The following is a 17,248-nucleotide window of genomic DNA, read 5'->3' as shown; positions in this document are numbered from 1 at the left end:
TTCTAAAACGTGCTAAAATTGATTTTTCAAAAGGTAGGCTATGCTCTCATAACTGTTTTTGGTGTAGTCACTGTCATCTTTTTTTTATTTAGCGTTTTACCTGGAGACCCTGCTCAAATGATGTTAGGGCAAAATGAAACCCAGGAACAACTTCAGAAACAAAAAGAAAAATATGGGTTCGATAAGCCTATAAGTCAGCAATACCTCCTCTATCTCAACGATTTATCCCCATTGTCTTGGCATAGTCAAGAAGCCTCAGATTTCACTTACTTTGAAGATGATAAATATTCTGGGATAAAATTACTAAACCTCTCCAGAGGAGGTTTGTATCTTAAATATCCATACCTAAGAACTTCATTTCAACGACAAGACCAAGACGTAGTTGATATTATTAAGCAAACTTTACCCAATACAGCGATTTTGGCTATATCCTCAATCATAGTGGCTTTGCTAATTGGTATTTTCTTAGGAATCATTTCTGCCCTTCAAAAGGATACTTGGATCGATAAAGGCATACAAGTCTTAAGCACTCTTGGAATGAGTTTACCTTCTTTTTTTAGCGCCATTCTTGCGGCTTGGCTTTTTGGTTTTGTGCTTCAAGAGTACACAGGTCTCAACATGACAGGAAATCTATATGAGTTGGATGATTTTGGAGAAGAAAAGCGGTTGCATTTCAAAAATTTAATTCTCCCCGCTTTGGTGCTAGGCATTCGTCCGTTGGCTGTTGTAGTTCAGCTAATGAGGAGTTCACTTCTAGAAGTATTTCAACAAGACTATATTAGGACTGCAAAGGCAAAGGGCTTAAACACCTATTCCATAATTGTTGGACATAGTCTTAAAAACGCCCTTAACCCTGTTATAACTGCTATTTCTGGATGGTTTGCTTCTATGCTTGCTGGAGCTGTTTTTGTAGAATACATCTTTGGATGGAATGGATTGGGAAAAGAAATTGTAGACGCTTTGAATACCTTAGATTTGCCAATTATAATGGGAGCTGTGTTAACTATAGCTATCATTTTTATCATTATTAATATCTTCGTAGATATCATATATAAATTATTAGATCCAAGAATAACTTAAAAATATACTTATGAGAACTCAAATTGTAGCAGGAAACTGGAAAATGAATTGTGATTTAGATGAATCACAACACCTTTTAAATGCTTTAAAACAAAAAGATTTTTCTAAATCTAACGCAGAAGTTATCGTTGCCCCACCTTACACCAACTTGTATGCAGCTCACAAAACCTTAGAAAATTCTTCTATAAAGATTTCATCTCAGAACATCAATGAAAACGACAAAGGCGCTTATACTGGAGAAATCTCTCCAAGCATGTTGAAAAGTGTTGGTGTTGAATACGCTATCATTGGACATAGTGAGCGAAGAGCCATCTATGAAGAGTCCGATAATTTACTTGCAAAGAAAGTTACTGCCGCTCTGAAACATGACCTTAAAGTGATGTTCTGTATCGGTGAAGTTCTAGAAAAAAGAAAAGCAGACAAACATTTTGAAGTGGTAGAAGAACAATTGAAGAATGGTCTTTTTCATATTGAGGCTTCACAAATGAAAGGTGTAGTGATTGCTTACGAACCAGTTTGGGCCATTGGAACAGGAGAAACAGCTTCTCCAGAACAAGCCCAAGAGATTCATGAACACATCCGCAAGATTTTAGCTAAACAATACAGCCAAGAGATCACCGATCAAACCTCTATTCTTTACGGAGGAAGCGTTAAACCAAATAATGCTAAAGAGATTTTTGCTAAAAAAGATGTTGACGGTGGGCTTATAGGTGGTGCTTCTCTAGATGCAGATAGTTTTGCTGAAATTGTGATGTCCTTCTAATATGACTTATATAGAATATAATTTTAAAGTTCTCCCACTCCAACCAGGTAGAGATATCATTCTTGCTGAGCTGGGTGAGCTTCCTTTTGAAAGCTTTGAAGATCACGAAAGTGGTCTTCTAGCTTATATCGAAGAATCTAAAGATGAAGATGATTTAGTAGAAAATTTATTTATTTTAAAATCTGATGAATTTAAAATATCGTACACTAAAACATCAATTCCTCAAGTGAATTGGAATGAAGAATGGGAAAAAAACTTCCATTCGATTCATATAGATACGCGATGTACGATAAGAGCTCCTTTTCATCCTAAAACAGAATCTGAAATTGATATTATTATAATGCCCAAAATGTCTTTCGGTACTGGACATCATGCAACGACTTATCAAATTTCTGAAATGCTCTTGGAAGAAGATTGCAAAGGCAAACGTGTCTTAGACATGGGATGTGGCACTGGAGTGTTGGGCATATTAGCAGATATACGAGGAGCGCAATCTGTAGATTATATAGATATAGATACTTGGTGCATAGAAAATACTGAAGAAAACCTAGAAAGAAACTCGTGTAAAGGAAATATTCTTTTAGGAGGAGCAGAAAAAATTGAGAAAGAGTACGATATCATTTTAGCAAACATCAATAGGAACATTTTATTAAAAGACATGTCAATATATTCTTCTCACCTTAAATCTGAAGGTGTTATTTATTTTAGTGGGTTTTATAAAGAAGATCTTGATTTAATTAAAGAAGAAGCAAATAAACAAGAGTTGACATTCGTTAAGAATCAGATAAAAGAGAACTGGGTGGCTGCCAAATTCACAAAAAATTAAAACCCGCCTTGGGAATTCTCTATATATTTGTAAAAAATTTGAAAAATGAGTGTTAAGGAAGAAGTTTTAGAAGAAGTTGACGTTGAGGAAAAACTTACGGATTCACATGAAATTATCGTTTACAACGATGAGGTAAATACCTTTGACCATGTGATAGAAACACTCATCAAAACCTGTGATCACGACGCTATACAAGCAGAGCAATGTACCCTACTCATACATTATAAAGGAAAATGCGCCGTAAAGTCCGGAGAGTTTGAAGATCTAAAACCTCGATGTACCGAAATCCTGAAAGCAGGGATTAGCGCTGAAATAGTATAAAAAAAGCCTCGATGTTCGAGGCTTTTTAATTTCTTATAAGAATCGATAAGCTTATCCCACTACTTTTAAAATTTCAGAAGTGATATAATCAATTTGCTCCTTATCGAGTTCTGTATGCATTGGTAAAGAGATAACTTCGTCTACCAACTTATTAGTTACTGTAAACTCTTTTTCGTCGTATCGCTCATCTTTATAAGCTTTTTGCAAGTGAAGTGGAATTGGATAATAGACTCCGTGTGGAATATTTTTTTCTTTAAAGTGGTTCACTAGCTCATCACGCTTGCCATTTTTAATCTTGATGGTATACTGGTGAAAGACATGACAATCGCAAGTATCACAAATGCCTTTTGAATTATCACAAGCTTTATGAGTTTCAGTCTTTGGAATTTCGATATGTTCAGATTTGCTTAAAGCCTCATTATATTGACGAGCCGCATCTTGTCGGCTTGAGCTAAAATCATCCAAGTGTTTGAGTTTAATATCCAAAATGGCAGCCTGTATGCTATCTAATCTAGAATTAACTCCAACGACATCATGATGGTAACGCTCGTACATACCATGATTTACTACTCCTCTTAGCGTATGGGCCAACTCATCGTTATTTGTGAAAATAGCGCCTCCATCTCCATAAGCACCTAAATTTTTGGAAGGAAAGAAAGAAGTAGCACCAACATCACCAATGGTTCCAGCCTTCTGTTGAGTAGCGTTTTTAAAGGTATAATTAGCACCAATAGCTTGTGCGTTATCTTCAATCACAAACAAATTATGAGCCTTGGCAATCTCCATAATTTCCTCCATTTGTGCAACATGGCCAAATAGATGAACAGGAACAATTGCTTTAGTCTTGGGAGTAATCGCTTTTTTAAGCTTTTCCAAATCGATATTAAAGGTGTCTTTATCTACATCAATCAGAACAGGGGTTAGATTCAAAAGAGCAATGACCTCGACGGTTGCAGCAAAGGTGAAATCTACAGTTATCACTTCATCCCCAGGCTTTAGTCCGAGACCCATCATAGAAATCTGTAAGGCGTCGGTTCCATTAGCACAAGGAATAACGTGCTTTACGCCCATATAATTTTCTAGATTCTCTTGAAATTGTTTGACAGCTGGACCATTAATATAAGCTGTTGAGTTTACAACCTCTATGATAGACTTATCAACTTCATCTTTTATTTTCTCGTATTGACCTTTAAGGTCAACCATCTGCAGTTTATTCATAGTTTATTTTTCTTTTACAAAAATAAGAATATAAAGTATTTAAAGAGCCAATTCGACTAAAAGCTTATTTTTGAAAAAAATAAAACTTGAAATTATTTTATCAGATTCTCATCCACTGTACTCAAATGATTTTGCCATCTTTCAGTTTCATCAGTCCAAAGTTGAAATTATTTGTGAAAGGTAGAACTCAATGGAAACAAAAACTAGCCGCCCAAGTTTCTGAAAATGATAAGATTATATGGTTTCATGCTGCTTCGCTTGGTGAATATGAGCAAGGAGTACCGCTTATAAACCGATTAAAAACATCGCATCCAACCTATAAAATTGCTGTTAGCTTTTTTTCACCCTCTGGTTATGAAGTAAAAAAGAAGGATTCTAAATTGGATATTATCACCTATTTACCGATTGATACCCCTAAAAATGCCAAGGCTTTTCTAGATATCCTTCAACCAGAAATTGCCTTTTTCATCAAATATGAAATCTGGCCAAACTTCTTGGATGAAATAGCTAAAAGAGACATTAAAACATATTTGGTTTCTGGTGTATTTAGAGAAGACCAACTTTACTTCAAACCTTTGGGACGCTTCATGGCAGAAGCTTTAGGTAAATTCAATCACATTTTTGTACAAAACGAAGACTCTCTTCAATTATTAAAACGGCATCATTTTGATAATTCTAGTTTATCTGGGGATACACGCTACGACCGAGTCATCTCTCAGTTAAGTATGGATAATAAACTTGAATTTATGGAATCGTTTACAGATTCAGATGAACCTGTCGTCGTCTTTGGAAGTACATGGCCAGAAGATGAAGCTTTATTTTTGGACGTTATTGATAAGGCTTCTTTCAAAATTAAGGTGGTAATTGCTCCTCACCAAATTAAGCCCATACAAATTCAGAAGTTAAAAAAAGCCCTTACCAAAAAGGTGATCTGCTACACAGAATTGGAGCATAATAATTTAGCTGACTTCGATGTTTTAATTGTTGATACAATAGGCTTACTGACTAAAATCTACAGCTATGCCGATGTGGCATACGTAGGAGGTGGAATGGGAAACAGCGGTTTACATAATATCTTAGAGCCTGCTGCATTTGGAATTCCTATCCTCATAGGGGATAACTTCAAAAACTTTCCAGAAGCGGTTTCTTTGAGAAGATTGGGTGGTCTTTTTAGTGTATCTAACCAAACTGAATTTGAAAAGATATTTGAAAAACTGATAATCAATTCAACTTTTAGAGAAAAGAGTGGGCAGATTTGTGGTCATTCTGTCAATTCTGAGGCTGGAGCTACTCAGCATATCTTAGATAAGATTGAATTTTAGGTGAGTCACTACGTGTCGTTTTTATGCTTATTATTTCTATACTGATTTATCACATCTATCATAAAAAATAGCATGAAAATAAAACATAGGAATAAGAAGAAAAGCGAGCTAATAACTAAAATTTTTTGAACTGCTTCCAGTGTATTTTCTGCGCGACCCGTTTGGCCTAAAACAAGAAATCCCAAAGTAATAACAAACAAACCTATCCCCCAAGTGATCTTATGAAGTCGAGAAGGATGAATACTCTTCAGATTAGAAAACATACCTAAGACGTAAATCGCAGAATCTATTGAGGTGATAAGAAAACCAACTAATAAAACCAAAGCCAAAATAATGCTGACACTGCCTAAAGGATACTGTTGAAGGAAAACAAAAATAGAAGTAAACACATCATTAAATGCATTTATGTCTACTGCTCCTTGGTTAATTAGCTGAAAAGCAGAATCCCCAAAAACTGAAAACCAAATAAAGCTCCCTAAACTAGGGATGAGAAGGACCCCAGTGATGAGTTCTCTTATGCTTCGTCCTTTGGAAATCCTTGCGATAAAAATACCAGTAAAAGGAGCCCAAGCCAACCAAAATGCCCAGTAATAATACGTCCAGTCGGATAGGAACTCTTTACTGAAATCGTAGGGTGAAAAAGCTAGACTCAGGGTGAAAAAATTGGTAACTAGATCTTTAATAGCCTCAACCATAGTAAGAAAGATGGAAGCCTGATCACTAAACAAAAAGACGTAAAACATTAAAACCAAAGTGAGACCGATATTGATTAAAGAAAGATTCTTAATTCCTTTGGAAAGTCCCCTGACGGAGGAAATGATGGCAGCTAAAAAAACAGTGGTACAAATGCATAAAATGAGGGAAAAATTAAAAGCTGTTTCTGTCGCATAAGAAATGCCACTTTCAATTTGTGAAACCCCAAGGGCTGCTGCACTCACCACACCAAAGACTATTGTAATAACTGTAATCAAGTCTATGGAATTGTTTACTTTATTGTTTTGAATATGAGGAATAAGGTGACTAAGTTGAATATTCTTATTCTTAACAAATAGAAGGTATGCTATAAACAAAGAAAATAGGCCATAAAACGCCCATGCGGTAAATCCCCAATGATAAAAAGTCATCATTAACGCATGAGTTTCCTCAGAGCCTTTTATGTTGACTCCAGGATGCTGAGAGAAATAGACTGGCTCCTGGACTGCTCTTAAGACTATACCAGCTCCCATTCCTGTGGAATACATCATCGCAATCCAAGAGACTGTTGAATACTTTGGTTTTGAATTTCCAAGCTTTATTTTACCGATTGGACTTAAGGCCAATACAATAAGAAAACATAAAATAAAAAGTCCTGCAAAAAGATATAATTGACCGAATACATCTAAAACATAGGAGGATAACCTATCGATGATTATATAAGACCGATTAGGAATGGTGATGAGCAAACCTCCTAAGACTAGGAAAAATAGCACACTGTAAACAAAAACCTTATTTTTAATTTGGAAAGTTTTCAAAGCTTTTCGTGTTACACAGTCACCGCTTTGTTTAAGTAGCGCCTGAAGGGGAGCATAACTTTGTAAGCTTCTATTACTTTTTCTTTAAAGTCATCTGCCAAAATTTCTTTTCTATTGAAGGGCTTCATGGCTGCAAAGCTTTTTAGACGAAGTAAGTCTATGTGCTTATGGTCTTGTGTAAATCCCTTTGGAGAAGTTTTCAACTGGTCCTCATCTTCCATCAGACCCTCAAAATGCTTTTGAAAAGACTTGGTATTGATTATTTTTTTGAACTCATCTCCATTATAATCGATGGCTTCTCGTATGCTTTTTAAAAGTTCGGATTTTGGTTTATAAAAACCACCTGCTACAAAGCATTCTTCAATACCTAAATGAATGTAAAAGTCCCCTGTTTTGGGTCTCTTATCCAATCCCGCTCCAAAATGATCTTTATAAGTAGGCTTATTAGGATGATATAATAGATTGTTATTAATCCTATTGATGGCTTTTTTGCCTGAAGAGGAATAGTAATTTTCATCGAGCTTAGACAACTGAAGGTCGAGATCTTCTAACCATTTAACGTAGTCTGCTTTTACGGTTTCATACTGCCCTCTGTGCTCATCCATCCACTCTTTACTATTGTTGGCATTTAGTATTTCCAAAAAACCGAATAGACGTTCAAAATTCATTTAATTAGGTTTTAGTGTATTGAGTTGCGTTTTGAGATCTTCCATAGATTGCTCTAACTTTTTAAGCATACTATTTTCTGAATTTTCATTGATGGAAAAGGTAAGTTTACTGGTTACTTCCCAAATCTCTTGGATTTCTGAGGCTTCAACCTCATAAGGAGGATAATAAGAGTTTGTAGAAATTAGAGAAATCTTATGAGAATTAGGATGTTTGTGTAATTTCTTGACCAAAACCGAATCTTGAAGCACAAACACATATACTTTATGATTTAGGGCTTGTTGTAAGCTCTCCACAGATTTTCCCAAAACCCAATCTTCAGGATGTAAATTGGGCTCCATACTGTCCCCTTCTACCTGAAACCCTCTATAGGTTGCATTTCTAAATTGAGGGATTGGCATTTCAAAAGCAGGGAGTTGATGATACCATTCTGCATCTCCTATATTTTGAGGATATCCAGCTGCTGCTTTTTGATTGACCAAAAGCATATTTTCTCTAGAATTGGTTTCATCCATAGAAATGATTTTTGGCATAGAATTGATATGATGAACATCCAATTTCTTTTGGAAGCTTTCTCCGTATAACCAAAGTGGGTTTACTTCTAACACCTTCAATAGCATCATGATCACTTGACCCGAGAGTTTGGTTTTACCTCTCTCTATATCTGACGTGGAATTTTTAATATTCAAAATCTCAGCAAATTCAGATTGGGTAAAATTATTTTCTTCACGTATTTGTTTAAAACGTTTAATTTCAAGAGGTAAATCTGTTTTCATATTAAAAAAGATTAAATTAGGAATATTTCCATAAACTTAAGGAAAAAATCCTAATCAAATATAATATTTTGACATGAATTATTTTAATAAATTTGAAGACTAAGCTAAAGCTCATGAAAATACACATCATCAACGGTCCAAATCTCAATATTTTAGGAAAACGAGAACCAGAAATCTATGGTAAGTCTACTTTTAAGGATTACTTCACCGAACTCCAATTTCAATTTAAAGAGCTGGAATTATCTTACTTCCAGTCCAATATTGAAGGAGAATTAATTTCAGAATTACAAGAAGCAGACGATAATGTAGATGGTATTATTTTGAATGCAGCAGCATATACTCATACCTCCATTGCTATAGGAGATGCAGTAAAAGCGATTGGAACCCCTGTGATCGAGGTTCATATATCCAACACTCATGCAAGAGAAGAGTACAGGAAACAATCTTATATTTCACCTAATGCCTTTGGAGTTATTCTTGGTTTTGGGTTAAGAAGCTATGAGTTGGCTATAAGGAGTTTTATAGATTAATAAAGAGAAACTATGACGTATTATTTGAGATTGCTATTTATAATTTTTAGTGTCACTTATGGTGTTGCACAAGAAAAAAATGAAATAGAAAAAAGGGTGAAAAAAGATGAAATCCCCAAACAGGCCAAAGAATGGCTAAAAGATGCTTTTGAACAAAAGCGAAGAACCAAATGGTACTATCAGACCGATGGAGTAAAAGAGGTCTACGAGGCTAAATTGAAACAAAACAAACATCTCCACAGTGTTGAATTTGACTTAAAGGGAAACGTTGAAAATATTGAGATTAAGATTAAAGAAAATGAGATCAGGGAAGAAGCTTATCAAGGAATCTTTGATTATTTCAAATCGAATTATACCCGTTATTCCCTTAAAAAGATACAGATTCAATACACAGGTGAAGCTGACGATCTTGAAGATTTGATCGATGAAGATGAGATTGAAAATCTAGTGATTAATTATGAAATTGAGTATTATGGCAAAACCGATAAAAACAATACCTTATGGGAAGGTTTATTTGATGCCAATGGAAAATTAATAGAAAAACGGTCTGTAAAATTAAAATTAACAGACAACTTAGATTATTAATATGAGGATTTATATATCTATTATAGGCTTATTGTTTTTTTCTTCATTTTATGCTCAAGAAAACCGAACAACTTTTGGGCTTTTTCCAGAAGCCTCTCTAAGTTATAAACTTTTAAAAAATTATTCAATAACTCATAAGTTTGAATCTCAACATGGATTTTATGATACTGAAAATTTAAATGAAGAGCTTGAGTACGAACATACTTTAACAGATTTACAAACCTTTATAGGCAGGCGAATAACTCCTTTTATAAAAGTAGATATCGGCTACCAATATAGAATTGAAGAGGGCGAAAACACCCATAGAACCATACAACAGGTATCTATTTTACAACGAGAATCCAATTTTAGGATTGGTCATCGGGTGAGGATCGATCAAACATTTTTTAAAAATGCTTCCCTCTTATTTAGGGCTCGTTATAGAATTAAAGGTCAAATTCCATTACAAGGTGAAAGCCTAGACAATGGTGAAAACTATCTTACTGTTTCTAATGAATTAATTTATATGATACAAAGTGGCGAGGATGATCTTGAAAATAGATTAACAACTGCTTTGGGATTTTATATTGATGACAAAAATAAATTTGAAATCGGACTGGATTATAGAACCGATGATTATTTAGTCGAAAATCGATTTAGACATCGGATATGGCTTAAATTCGGATATTATAAAACCCTTTAGTTACATTTATGAGGATACTTCATACCGCAGACTGGCATATTGGAAAAAAGCTACATAAGAAAGAGTTATATCAAGATTTTGATCTTTTTATCGACTGGTTGTGTAAGTTTTTACCTGAAAATGATATAGATATTTTGCTCGTGTCTGGCGATGTCTTCGACTTTTCGAATCCATCAAGTGAATCCAGAACCCAATATTATAGGACGCTCATCGAATTAAAAAAGTTTGATCTTAAAATTATTATTACTGGAGGAAACCATGATTCACCAAGTGTTTTGGAAGCCCCTAAAGCTATTTTAAATGAATTGGATATACACGTCATTGGGCAACGCCCAGAAAATTTGCAAGACTGTCTTATTCCAATTTATAAGGATGAAAATGTAGAACTTGTTATTGCAGCCTTGCCTTATCTTAGAAATAGAGATTTACAAGAACGTTTCGATGCAGAAAATCATGACAGCAAACAAAAAGCTGTACAACAGAGTATTGCCTATCATTTCCAAGAAACAGCTAGTTTAGCTAAGAAAAAATACCCTGATGTTCCCCTTATAGGCATGGGGCATTTGTTTGCCAAAGGTGTGAGTTTATCTGACAGTGAGCGTGAAATTCAAATTGGAAATTTAGCGGGCTTAGATGCTTCTCATTTTGGTAGCAATTACAGCTACATCGCCTTAGGTCATATTCATAAGCCTCAACGTCTTAACTCAGAAACCCCAATCTTTTATAGTGGTTCCCCTACTCCGCTTTCCTTTAGCGAACGGAAAAATGAAAAACGCATTTTGGTTATAGACACTTCTAAATCTTTTGAACCCGAAAGTATTTCTATTCCAAAGTTCAGGGATCTGATCTTGGTGAAAGGCAGTCTAGAAAAAATTAAACAGAAACTTTCTGAAATTACAAATACTCACCCTTTACAAACGCTTATTGAAATTGAAATGGAAGAAGAGCACTTTTCCCCATCCAAGACTATTGAATTAGAAGAGTATATTGAAGCTTTTGAAGCTGAAGCTTGTGAGATTGTAAAGCACAAAGTAAGTTTTAAATATAAGCCTGAAGGCCTTCGTGGAATTACATCAACAGAAGAACAAATCTCAGACTTTACACCACTGGAAGTCTTCCATAAAAAATTAGAAAGTGTTGATGAAACCGAAACTAGCAAAGAAGAACTCATCTCTGCCTTCGAAGAAATCTTAGATGAATTGAACCGTCCTGAACAATGAAAATTGAAAGTCTATCCTTTAAAAACATCAACTCCTTAAAAGGTGAACATAAAGTTCATTTTGACGAATCGCCCTTAAATTCTGGAGGTTTATTTGCAATCATAGGACCTACGGGGAGTGGAAAAAGCAGCTTACTGGACGCCATATGTCTAGCATTATACGGGCGTACGCCCAGAATCTCTAGTGTGACTAAAAGTAAAATCGAACAAGACGGCAGTATTTTGACAAAGTACCAAAAGGAAGCCTACGCTAAAGTTAAGTTTTCTTGTAATTTGGGGACTTACGAAGCAACTTGGTCTATCTCCACCAATAGAAATGATAAGCTAAGAGAATATGAAATGGACCTCTGGAATGTCGATACCAAAACTTCTTTTAGCGAGAAAAAGACAGAAGTCCTTACCGAGATAGAGCGAGTAATTGGTTTGTCCTACGATCAATTTGTAAAATCCGTATTACTCTCCCAGGGGGATTTTGCAACTTTATTACAGTCCAATGAAAAAGAACGAAGTGAGCTTTTAGAAAAAATCACAAACACTTCCATCTATAGGAGTATCGGCAAGAAAGTGTATGAAAAATACATGAGCTTAAAATCTAAAATACTCACTCAAAAAACCCTTTTAGACAACCTTCAAGACAAGCTAATTTCAAAAGAAACAGAAAGCGATTTTAAGCAGAATCTAAAGCAGCTAGGGGAAAAAGAGACTATAGAACACAAAAAGCTTTCAGAATACCAAAAGGATTTGGATCAACTCAAATTAAAAGCGAAGTTGAATTCCGAAGAAAACTTAGCGAAAACTGATTTTAAAACTTTGTTAGACCAAAGACAAAACTTTTATAATGAAAACCAACACCGATTGGAACAACATCAGAAAACATTGGAGTTTGAGGACGAGCTGCAAGACTTCAACAGTCTCCAAAAAGATGGAGACCGCCTAAAAGCTTCGATAATTAGAGAACAAGAAGAAATTACCAAAATCAATTCTAATATTAACAGCCTTCACCAAAAAATAGAAAATCTATTAAAAACAAAAGTAGACCCTAAAGCTGCTGAATCGGAATTAGAAAAATTACAAAAAACTTACACTGAACTTAACACCAGAAGGAGTTCGAAATTACATGACTTTTCTGCCAAAAAGCAACTTCTTAACAAGGAACTTGAAGACTTAGATTTAGAGTTTCAAAAACAAGGATTAGACAGTTTTATTGGAGAATTGACTCGTAAATCAGAGGTAAGCTCGGGGCAAATTCAAAATCTTGAAAAAGAATTAGAGGATGTCGAAAATCTAGAGGAGCGCATCCAAGAAAAAGAACATCTTAGAGATACTCTTAAGGAGGCTAGTCATGAAAGTAAAATCCTCAAAGATTTAGGTGATCAACTTCGTAGATTGGAAAATAAACGTTCTGAATTCCATAAAAAGAAAAGTGAGTATCCTGAACAAATCAAGCTAAAGGAAAGTAAGTTAAAAGCTGCTGAAAAAGAGGTTGATCTTCTTCAGACTAAAAAAGACAATCAAAATTTAAGATTAGAAGTGGAAGATCTTCGACAAAAACTTCAAAAGGGTGAGCCTTGCGTTGTCTGTGGCGCTATAGATCATCCTTATTCTGAACATTTACCTGAAGTTATTTCAGATCTTGATAAGACTATTGCTAGAGCTAAGGAAATAGCCAAACAGCTCTCTAAAGATTTACAACACTTAAACGCTGAATTTTCCTCTCTTCTAAAACAAATTGAAGATCTCGATAAGGAGATTAAGGAACTACACTCTAAACACACTTTAAATCAAGAAGAATTCGATTTAAAATTCAAAAAGTTAAGTATACTCAAGGAAGATGAAAGTTATGCTGATCTGGAACAAAAGACCAGACAATCTATTGAAAACTACAAAACCTATAAACACCTAAAAGTTGAACTAAAAGCCTTGCAAAGTTCAATCTCAATTCTAGAAGAGCTTGTTGATATTGAAAAAGAAGGAAAAAGCATCAGAGATAAAATGAAAAGCCTCTATGAAGGTGATGATTTGGGGAGATTGGTGTCGAGTTATACAAAAGCATGGAATCAATTACATTCAGAATTAAAGTCAGCTTCATTCTCTGTGGACAAGCAAACTAGTGATAAAACTATACTTGATAAAAATCTAAGTCAACTCCAACAAAGTTTAAAATCAATACTTGAAAATAAAGGCTTTGCTAATATTTCTGAGGCCAATGCTTCCAGGATGAAATCTTCAGATTATAATAGATTACTTCATAGGAAAAGTGAAATTGACAAAAACATAAAAGTTAAAGAAGAAAAACTCAGGGGACTAGAGAACCAACTAAAAAACTTAGAGTTTATTCACTTTACAGAAAAAGACAAGACTGAATTCGCTATTGATGACATCAAAGCAACTTTAAATTCCACAAGAGAAAAGCTCGAGGACATTAAACGAGTTTTAAACAATCAAAAAGAGAATTTAGCTGAATATAAAGCCATCCAAAACTCGATCGCCGAAGTCCAAAAAGCAAATAAAAAATGGGAGGTTTTGAACAGGCTTATAGGGGATGCCACAGGAACGGAGTTCAATAAATTTGCTCAAGACTTAAGCTTACAACGCCTTATTTTGTTGGGTAATAAACGTTTGAAACAACTTAATGACCGCTATGAACTCGATAGATTTATCACTGGTGAGGATAAAAATCAATTGTACGTGATCGATAATCATATGGGCGGACTTAGACGGTCTGTTAAAACCTTATCTGGAGGAGAGACATTTTTGATGAGTTTAGCCTTAGCGCTTGGTCTGTCTGACTTAGCTTCCAAAAATGTAGAAATCAATAGCCTTTTTATAGACGAAGGTTTTGGTACCCTAGATCCAGAAACTTTGGATCTCACTCTCGACACTTTAGAACGCTTACAAGCAGAAAGTAATAAAACTATAGGTATCATAAGTCATGTAAGTGCCCTAAAAGAACGTATCCAAACTCAAATTGTGCTCAATAGAAACTCACAAGGTTATAGTCAACTGGAAGTCATTAGCTAAATTTTAACCTATAGCTAGTGTTTGGAGTTTCCTTTACAATACGAAGCATTTATTAACGTATTATTGCCTTTTTGACATTAAATCGATTATATTTTGAATAAATACTAAAATATTTGTTTCAAATTCCGAAAAACGGAATAGAGCATGTAGAACGGAATAGCTTTTATCACTGAAAATTAGTATCTTCGCAAGAGTCAAAAAAATAATACGATGCAAGATAAAATTCAAAAAGAAGATATTTCTTTTGAAGATTTCAAGAAAGAAGTTTTAGAAGATTATAAATTGGCCGTCACTAGTCGTGAGTGTAGTTTGTTAGGTAGACGTGAGGTATTGACAGGTAAGGCTAAGTTTGGAATATTTGGGGACGGTAAAGAAATTCCTCAACTCGCTTGGGCAAAATGCTTCAAAAACGGTGATTTCCGTTCAGGTTACTATAGAGATCAAACTTTTATGATGGCTATTGGTCAATTATCAATAGAACAGTTTTTTGCAGGTTTATATGCCAATACAAATATTGACGAAGAACCTATGTCTGGTGGTCGCCAAATGGGTGGTCATTTTATGACACACAGTTTAAACGAAGACGGCAGTTGGAAAAATCTTACTGAGCAAAAAAATTCAAGTGCCGATATCTCCCCTACTGCTGGCCAAATGCCAAGACTACTTGGTCTGGCCCAAGCCTCCAAAATTTACAGACATGTGAACGGCATTCAAAATTCAGATCAGTTTTCAATAGACGGAAATGAGATCGCTTGGGGAACTATTGGAAATGCAAGCACAAGCGAAGGCCTATTTTGGGAAACTTTCAATGCCGCTGGTGTGATGCAAGTTCCTATGGTCATAAACGTATGGGATGATGATTATGGAATTTCCGTACATGCTAGAAAGCAAACGACCAAAGAAAATATTTCTGAAATCCTTAAAGGTTTTCAAAAAGAAAAAGATACCAATGGGTATGAAATACTCGTTGTTAAAGGTTGGGATTATCCAGCTTTAATTGAAGCCTATCAAAAGGCTGAAAAAATAGCAAGAGAGCAGCACGTTCCCGTTTTAATTCATGTTGTAGAAGTCACTCAACCTCAAGGTCACTCGACTTCAGGGTCTCATGAACGTTATAAGGATGAAGATCGATTACAATGGGAAAAAGAACACGATTGTAATTTAAAAATGAGGGAATGGATGATTTCTAATGGGTTCGCAACGGACGAAGAGTTGAGCGACTTGGAAAAATCCGTTAAGAAAGACGTTAGAAAAGGAAAACAAGACGCTTGGGCTGCCTTTGGTAAAACAGCAAAATCTGAGAATAAAACCGTTATCAGCTTGTTGACAGATCTTGCCAATTCTACCGAGAATAAAAGCTCTGTCATGACTTTAGTTGAAGAATTGAAAAATAATGATGAGCCATTAAAATCTGTAGTTCTTGCCTCTGCAAGAAAAGCTTTACGCTATGTGAGAGGCGAAGAGTCTAGTGCCAAGACTCAATTGATCCAATGGATGGATGATTTCGTTGAGCGGACACAACCTGACTACAGCAGCCATTTATGGAGCGAATATAAAGGTAGAGCTACTCAAATTGAATCTGTAGAGCCTACATATGCAGACGATGCAGAGGAAGTTGATGCTAGAATTATTTTACGAGATAATTTTGATAAGATTTTTGAGACACGCCCAGAAACACTAATCTTCGGAGAAGATTCAGGAAAAATTGGAGACGTCAATCAAGGGCTCGAAGGCTTACAAGAGAAATATGGAGAATTGAGAGTTGCAGATACCGGGATAAGAGAAGCCACTATTTTAGGACAAGGTATTGGAATGTCACTAAGAGGCTTACGTCCTATTGCAGAAATTCAATATTTAGACTATTTGCTTTATGCATTACAAATCATGAGTGATGATTTAGCGACTACGGCTTATAGAAGTAAAGGGAAACAAAAATCACCACTTATCGTGAGAACTCGTGGACATAGGCTAGAGGGCATCTGGCATTCTGGATCACCTATGGGCGGGATTTTAAATCTCATTCGTGGTATAAATGTGTTAGTTCCTAGAAATATGACTAAAGCCGCTGGATTTTATAACACCATGTTGGATAGCGATGAACCTGCACTTATTGTAGAGTGCTTAAATGGTTACAGACTTAAAGAAAAGAAACCTGACAATTTTGGAGAATTTAAAACTCCCGTTGGTGAGGTAGAAACTATTCGCAAGGGGGAAGATATTACGGTTGTCTCTTACGGTTCTACATTGAGAATCATAGAGCAAGCTGCTAAGGAACTTGAAGACGTTGACATTAACGTAGAAATAATTGATTGTCAATCACTTGTTCCTTTTGATCTTAACCATGATATCGTTAAAAGTTTAGAGAATACCAATAGACTATTGGTTGTAGATGAGGATGTGCCAGGCGGTGCTTCAGCTTATATCTTACAACAGATTATAGATGTTCAAGATGGATACAGATTTTTGGACAGCAAGCCTCAAACGCTTACTGCTAAAGCCCACAGGCCAGCTTTTGGTACCGATGGGGATTATTTTTCAAAACCCTCTACTGAAGATGTTTTTGAAAAAATCTATGCCATTATGAACGAATTTAAGCCTAGTGATTATCCAAAATTGAAATAGTAAACTTAGGTTTTATGTCAAATACCTTGACTTTCTAGTATCGTCAAGGTATTTTATGTTTTAAATAACGATTATAGAACATAGCTGTACTTTATTAAAAGCTAAC

Annotated in this window: 15 protein-coding genes; 11 read left to right on the top strand and 4 right to left on the bottom strand. The window is 35.2% G+C overall.

Translation table 11 applies throughout. From position 1 onward, the window contains the following. The first annotated feature begins 9 nt into the window (after positions 1-9). From PGOND44_RS05845 to PGOND44_RS05830, 4 genes are read left to right on the top strand one after another with little or no spacing between them, the layout of a single operon-like run. On the top strand, positions 10-1,080 hold the full coding sequence (locus tag PGOND44_RS05845) for an ABC transporter permease (protein WP_040555838.1): 1,071 nt from the start codon (positions 10-12) through the stop codon (positions 1,078-1,080). Between the two features lie 10 nt (positions 1,081-1,090). After that, a complete protein-coding gene (gene tpiA, locus PGOND44_RS05840) occupies positions 1,091-1,843 on the top strand; it encodes a triose-phosphate isomerase (protein WP_003438322.1) in 753 nt (250 codons plus the stop codon). Between the two features lies 1 nt (position 1,844). Further along, positions 1,845-2,669: a 50S ribosomal protein L11 methyltransferase gene (gene prmA / locus PGOND44_RS05835; RefSeq protein WP_003438318.1), complete on the top strand. Its 825-nt coding sequence runs from the start codon at positions 1,845-1,847 to the stop codon at positions 2,667-2,669. Between the two features lie 45 nt (positions 2,670-2,714). Then, a complete protein-coding gene (locus tag PGOND44_RS05830) occupies positions 2,715-2,990 on the top strand; it encodes an ATP-dependent Clp protease adaptor ClpS (protein WP_003438314.1) in 276 nt (91 codons plus the stop codon). 51 nt (positions 2,991-3,041) lie between these two features. Here the strand turns inward: PGOND44_RS05830 and PGOND44_RS05825 are convergent, their stop codons facing one another. Next, positions 3,042-4,208, bottom strand: a complete 1,167-nt coding sequence (locus PGOND44_RS05825) for a DegT/DnrJ/EryC1/StrS family aminotransferase (RefSeq protein ID WP_003438311.1) — start codon at positions 4,206-4,208, stop codon at positions 3,042-3,044. An 86-nt stretch (positions 4,209-4,294) separates the two neighbouring features. On the opposite strand from PGOND44_RS05825, the gene PGOND44_RS05820 reads away from it, so the two are divergent. Next, positions 4,295-5,530, top strand: a complete 1,236-nt coding sequence (locus PGOND44_RS05820) for a 3-deoxy-D-manno-octulosonic acid transferase (RefSeq protein WP_003438300.1) — start codon at positions 4,295-4,297, stop codon at positions 5,528-5,530. 8 nt (positions 5,531-5,538) lie between these two features. Here the strand turns inward: PGOND44_RS05820 and PGOND44_RS05815 are convergent, their stop codons facing one another. The 3 genes from PGOND44_RS05815 to PGOND44_RS05805 are packed head-to-tail and all read right to left on the bottom strand — an operon-like array spanning position 5,539 to position 8,483. Next, positions 5,539-7,041, bottom strand: a complete 1,503-nt coding sequence (locus tag PGOND44_RS05815) for a BCCT family transporter (protein WP_003438299.1) — start codon at positions 7,039-7,041, stop codon at positions 5,539-5,541. Between the two features lie 11 nt (positions 7,042-7,052). Beyond that, positions 7,053-7,709 carry a DUF2461 domain-containing protein gene (locus tag PGOND44_RS05810; RefSeq protein ID WP_003438298.1) on the bottom strand — a complete coding sequence of 219 codons (657 nt, stop codon included), beginning with the start codon at positions 7,707-7,709 and terminating at the stop codon, positions 7,053-7,055. Further along, entirely contained in the window at positions 7,710-8,483 is a 774-nt protein-coding gene (locus PGOND44_RS05805) for a LexA family transcriptional regulator (RefSeq protein ID WP_003438297.1), read from the bottom strand. Positions 8,484-8,596: 113 nt separating this feature from the next. Here PGOND44_RS05805 and aroQ point away from each other — a divergent pair, with 113 nt between their 5' ends. The 6 genes from aroQ (at position 8,597) to PGOND44_RS05775 (ending at position 17,142) form a co-directional block, all read left to right on the top strand. Then, positions 8,597-9,013, top strand: coding sequence for a type II 3-dehydroquinate dehydratase (gene aroQ / locus PGOND44_RS05800; protein WP_003438296.1), 417 nt, complete (start codon positions 8,597-8,599; stop codon positions 9,011-9,013). 12 nt (positions 9,014-9,025) lie between these two features. Further along, positions 9,026-9,598 (top strand): hypothetical protein, encoded by a 573-nt coding sequence (locus PGOND44_RS05795; RefSeq protein ID WP_003438274.1) that lies wholly within the window; start codon positions 9,026-9,028, stop codon positions 9,596-9,598. A gap of 1 nt (position 9,599) precedes the next feature. Further along, positions 9,600-10,280, top strand: a complete 681-nt coding sequence (locus tag PGOND44_RS05790) for a DUF2490 domain-containing protein (protein ID WP_003438263.1) — start codon at positions 9,600-9,602, stop codon at positions 10,278-10,280. Positions 10,281-10,288: 8 nt separating this feature from the next. Beyond that, complete coding sequence (gene sbcD, locus PGOND44_RS05785; RefSeq protein WP_003438260.1) at positions 10,289-11,500, top strand: exonuclease subunit SbcD; 1,212 nt, start codon at positions 10,289-10,291, stop codon at positions 11,498-11,500. Further along, on the top strand, positions 11,497-14,520 hold the full coding sequence (locus tag PGOND44_RS05780) for an AAA family ATPase (RefSeq protein ID WP_003438250.1): 3,024 nt from the start codon (positions 11,497-11,499) through the stop codon (positions 14,518-14,520). The genes sbcD and PGOND44_RS05780 overlap by 4 nt, the downstream gene beginning before the upstream one ends. A 210-nt stretch (positions 14,521-14,730) precedes the next feature. Further along, on the top strand, positions 14,731-17,142 hold the full coding sequence (locus PGOND44_RS05775; RefSeq protein ID WP_003438245.1) for an alpha-ketoacid dehydrogenase subunit alpha/beta: 2,412 nt from the start codon (positions 14,731-14,733) through the stop codon (positions 17,140-17,142). The last annotated feature ends 106 nt before the right edge of the window (positions 17,143-17,248 follow it).

The sequence above is a fragment of the Psychroflexus gondwanensis ACAM 44 genome (assembly GCF_000355905.1).
Lineage (GTDB): Bacteria > Bacteroidota > Bacteroidia > Flavobacteriales > Flavobacteriaceae > Psychroflexus > Psychroflexus gondwanensis.
The sequence above is the reverse complement of the archived record's forward strand: the minus strand, read 5'-3'. Positions and strand labels throughout refer to the sequence as shown.

Bases quoted from the DNA above. Each gene is read 5' to 3' on its own strand.
- tpiA (WP_003438322.1), top strand. From the start codon at position 1,091: ATGAGAACTCAAATTGTAGCAGGAAACTGGAAAATGAATTGTGATTTA.
- PGOND44_RS05775 (WP_003438245.1), top strand. From the start codon at position 14,731: ATGCAAGATAAAATTCAAAAAGAAGATATTTCTTTTGAAGATTTCAAG.
- PGOND44_RS05830 (WP_003438314.1), top strand. From the start codon at position 2,715: ATGAGTGTTAAGGAAGAAGTTTTAGAAGAAGTTGACGTTGAGGAAAAA.
- PGOND44_RS05805 (WP_003438297.1), bottom strand. From the start codon at position 8,483: ATGAAAACAGATTTACCTCTTGAAATTAAACGTTTTAAACAAATACGT.
- sbcD (WP_003438260.1), top strand. From the start codon at position 10,289: ATGAGGATACTTCATACCGCAGACTGGCATATTGGAAAAAAGCTACAT.
- aroQ (WP_003438296.1), top strand. From the start codon at position 8,597: ATGAAAATACACATCATCAACGGTCCAAATCTCAATATTTTAGGAAAA.
- PGOND44_RS05810 (WP_003438298.1), bottom strand. From the start codon at position 7,709: ATGAATTTTGAACGTCTATTCGGTTTTTTGGAAATACTAAATGCCAAC.
- PGOND44_RS05825 (WP_003438311.1), bottom strand. From the start codon at position 4,208: ATGAATAAACTGCAGATGGTTGACCTTAAAGGTCAATACGAGAAAATA.
- PGOND44_RS05795 (WP_003438274.1), top strand. From the start codon at position 9,026: ATGACGTATTATTTGAGATTGCTATTTATAATTTTTAGTGTCACTTAT.
- prmA (WP_003438318.1), top strand. From the start codon at position 1,845: ATGACTTATATAGAATATAATTTTAAAGTTCTCCCACTCCAACCAGGT.
- PGOND44_RS05790 (WP_003438263.1), top strand. From the start codon at position 9,600: ATGAGGATTTATATATCTATTATAGGCTTATTGTTTTTTTCTTCATTT.
- PGOND44_RS05780 (WP_003438250.1), top strand. From the start codon at position 11,497: ATGAAAATTGAAAGTCTATCCTTTAAAAACATCAACTCCTTAAAAGGT.